The sequence below is a fragment of the Acidimicrobiales bacterium genome, assembly GCA_035533095.1.
Lineage (GTDB): Bacteria > Actinomycetota > Acidimicrobiia > Acidimicrobiales > Palsa-688 > DATLUM01.
In genome coordinates, this window is the sequence record DATLUM010000001.1 from 1 (window position 1) to 3,079 (window position 3,079).

At 68.5% G+C, this 3,079-nt stretch carries 4 protein-coding genes; 2 read left to right on the plus strand and 2 right to left on the minus strand.

Annotation, left to right across the window (positions count from 1 at the left end; all coding sequences use genetic code 11):
• Positions 1 to 326 (plus strand): sensor histidine kinase (locus VNF71_00005; protein ID HVA72932.1); only part of this gene is annotated, 326 nt, incomplete at its 5' end.
• Positions 327 to 484: 158 nt separating this feature from the next.
• On the opposite strand, the gene VNF71_00010 is transcribed toward VNF71_00005, so the two are convergent.
• Together VNF71_00010 and VNF71_00015 are read right to left on the minus strand one after the other, a co-directional pair.
• On the minus strand, positions 485 to 1,471 hold the full coding sequence (locus tag VNF71_00010; protein HVA72933.1) for a helix-turn-helix domain-containing protein: 987 nt from the start codon (positions 1,469 to 1,471) through the stop codon (positions 485 to 487).
• 98 nt (positions 1,472 to 1,569) lie between these two features.
• Positions 1,570 to 2,082: a nitroreductase family deazaflavin-dependent oxidoreductase gene (locus VNF71_00015; GenBank protein HVA72934.1), complete on the minus strand. Its 513-nt coding sequence runs from the start codon at positions 2,080 to 2,082 to the stop codon at positions 1,570 to 1,572.
• Between the two features lie 301 nt (positions 2,083 to 2,383).
• Between VNF71_00015 and VNF71_00020 the strand changes: the two genes are divergently transcribed.
• The coding region (locus VNF71_00020) for a transposase (GenBank protein HVA72935.1) at positions 2,384 to 3,079 on the plus strand (696 nt) is incomplete at its 3' end.

Genomic DNA, 3,079 nt, shown 5'->3' on the forward strand with positions numbered 1-3,079 from the left:
GGCTCATCCTCCGCCGAGCTGGTCCAGAGGCGGTGCTCGAGGTCCTCGATCACGGACCGGGGTTCCCGGCAGAGTTCCTCCCGCGTGCGTTCGAGCGCTTCAGCCGGTCCGACAACAGCCGAAACCGCGAGGGAGGCGGAACCGGTCTGGGCCTGGCGATCGTGAAGTCGTTGGCCGAAGCCCACGGGGGCAGCGCCAAGGCCGCGAACCGTCCCGGAGGCGGAGCTGTCGTATCCGTCGCGATTCCTGTCGACGGTGAGACTACGCCCTCCGCACCTGAGGACACCGTATTGGCAAGAGGAGACCGGTACGGGCAGGTGCCCTGAAGATTCGCTTTCGGAAAGTACACCGCTTGATGCCGGTCGATGATCAGAGCTTCCAAACTCGGCTTGCTCAGCCCGCAGCGAGCCCATCGACGCGAAGCCGCACGTCTAGCACTTCCGGACCGAGGGTCGAGGTGACAGATGGACTCTGTGGTTGGTGGTCATGCTGCTCGGTTCCTCCGGTGATTGTCGAGGACCTCGTGAGGTGTGCGCCCCGCCATGTAGTCGCCGTGGTTGCGCCGGCGATGGTGGTAGCCGACCAGCCACGCGTCGGCCTCGGCTTGGAGCTGGCGGATAGAGGAGAAGCGCCGGCGGTGGAAGGCGGGACGCCAGCACTCGTCGAGCATGGTGCCCTGGAAGCGCTCGACCACGGCGTTGTGGTTGGGGGAGCGCGGTGGGATGCGGCAGTGGCGCAGGCTCTTGGCCACGAGATGGGCCCGGAAGTCCGACGCCACGTACTCGGGGCCGCCGTCGGTGAGTACGGCCCGGACGGTGATGCCGTGGCGGCGGTAGTGCCGAAGCAAGCGGTCGACGAAGCGCACCGAGTGGGTGGCGTTGACCGGGCCGAGCACGATCGTCACGAAGGCCCAGCGGGTGAACACGTCGATGGCGGTGAGCTGGTACACCTTGCCCACGCCCTTCAGCTTGCCGATGTAGAAGCTGTCCAGGCACACGAGCTCGCCCGGACCCCCGCTGGCCAGACAGAAGCCGAAGGGCTCGTCGTCTCGGGCCGCCTCGGTGACCAGGCCCGTGGTGAGCGCGGCGATGGCTGCGGCCCGGGCCAGGCGGGCGGACCTGCGCCCGAGCCCGTGGGCCACGAGGCGCTTCTGCACCGTGGACTTGGCGATGGAGAAGCCCTGCTCAGCCAGCAGGTCGGCGTAGCGCCGGCACCCCAGCGTGGGCTGGAGCACGGCCAGGGTGAGCAGGGCTTCGATCACGTGGGTGGGGGTGGCATCGGGCATCTGCGGCGCCCGGCGCTCCTTGGGCATGAGGGCGTCGAGGCCGTAGCGATCGGCCCGGTTCTTCCACTCGTAGTAGCGGGTCCTCGAGATCCCGAAGACCCGGCACGTCTCGGCCACGTTGGCGGTCCGCTGGGCGTGCTCCAACACGGCGAGGCGGCGCTGGTAGATGATCTCTGCTGGGGTCACGGTGATGGGCTCCTTGTCTCTTTGGTAGGAACCAAAGAGTCCATCGCCGGACCCCACCTCATGGTGGATGTGCAACCTCATCCTGTGGACCGGAAGCCCTAGACGGTGGGCGTCACGCGCGGCTCGAGCAGGACGATGGGGAGCTCGCGCTGCACGGTGTGAAGATAGCGGCGCCACTGCGAGTTGTAGGCAGCCGCCCGGAGAGCGGTGGCGGCGCGCTCCTCCCCGGCGAGGACGCGGGCGTGCACCGCGGTGGTCCGGCCCGACCGGTGGACCAGCGCGTCGGAACCGGCCTCGAGGTTGAGCCACCACCCCGGCGGGCGCTCAGCGCCGAAATTGGAGGCGATGACGACGAGCCCGGTCGGACCGGGCATGTAGAGCAGCACCACCTGATGCGCCATCCCGGTGCGGCGCGAGCGCGTCTCGAGCACGAGAAAGCGCAGACGCAGCCCGGTGCGCGAGGGCCGTCCCCGTGTGCGCACGAGCAGGCGGGTGTGCTGACGCGTGAAGGCCTTGAAGGCGCGGGTGCGAAAGGTGTTCCACGCCGCCGCGAACCGGGCCCGGGGTCCGGCGGGGGCGCCACTCTTCCCGTTGGCGCTCATCGCGGCCATCAGCCGTGCCCTCGCCGTCGGTTGCCGTCGACAACGACCTCGGCGCCGGCAAGGCGCCGCACAGTCTGGGGACGAGGCATGACGAAACGGTACCGTCCACTGAGTGTCAGGCTTCAGCGGCCCAGCGGGTTGGCTCGTACCGTCAGTGCCCGCCGCAAAGCGTGGCTTTCATCGGAATTGCCGCTCGCTGGGCGCGCCGGACCGGCCGGCGTGACTTGATAGGAGCCCGGCCGAGTGTGCCTCGACTCAGTGCTGTCCTCCGACCGGTCCTGCGACTCCAACGACGAGAAGGAGCAGGAATATGGTGACCCTTGGAGCGGACACACACAAGCGCACCCACACGATCGTTGCTGTTGACGACCTCGGACGGCAGCTGGACGTGTTGACGGCACCGGCGACCGTGAGCGGACATCGCTCGCTCGTCACATGGGCCCGCCAGTTCTCCGATCGCCGCTGGGCGCTCGAGGATGTTCGGCATCTCTCCCGCCGTCTGGAGATCGACCTCCTCGTGGCCGGGGAGCATGTTGTGCGGGTGCCGACGCGCCTCATGGGTGCCGCCCGGCGCTCGGGGCGCCAACGGGGCAAGTCCGACCCGATCGACGCCTTGGCCCCCGCTCGGGCAGCTTTGCGTGAGCCGGGTCTCTCAGAAGCCTTCGTCGAGGGCGCCGAACGAGAGCTCCGCCTCCTCGTCGATTTGCGCGAGGACTACGTCGCCGAGCGCACAAGGCTGGAGAATCGCCTGCTCTGGGACCTCCACGAGCTCTTTCCCGGCCACGTCGTGGCGCCCCGATCCCTGGGACGGCGCCGTGTTCTTGACGCCATCGAGTCGCTGCTCGAGGACGGATCTGGCCTCGTGGCCGAGATCGCGAAAGAGCGTCTCGGGCACATTCGTCACCTGACTGGACGGATCAACGAGCTCGAGCGCGATATCGCCGTTCGCACCAAGGAACTGGCTCCCTCGTTGCTGGAGCTCCAAGGATGCGGGCCGTTGACCCCG

Bases quoted from the DNA above. Each gene is read 5' to 3' on its own strand.
- VNF71_00015 (HVA72934.1), bottom strand. From the start codon at position 2,082: ATGGCCGCGATGAGCGCCAACGGGAAGAGTGGCGCCCCCGCCGGACCC.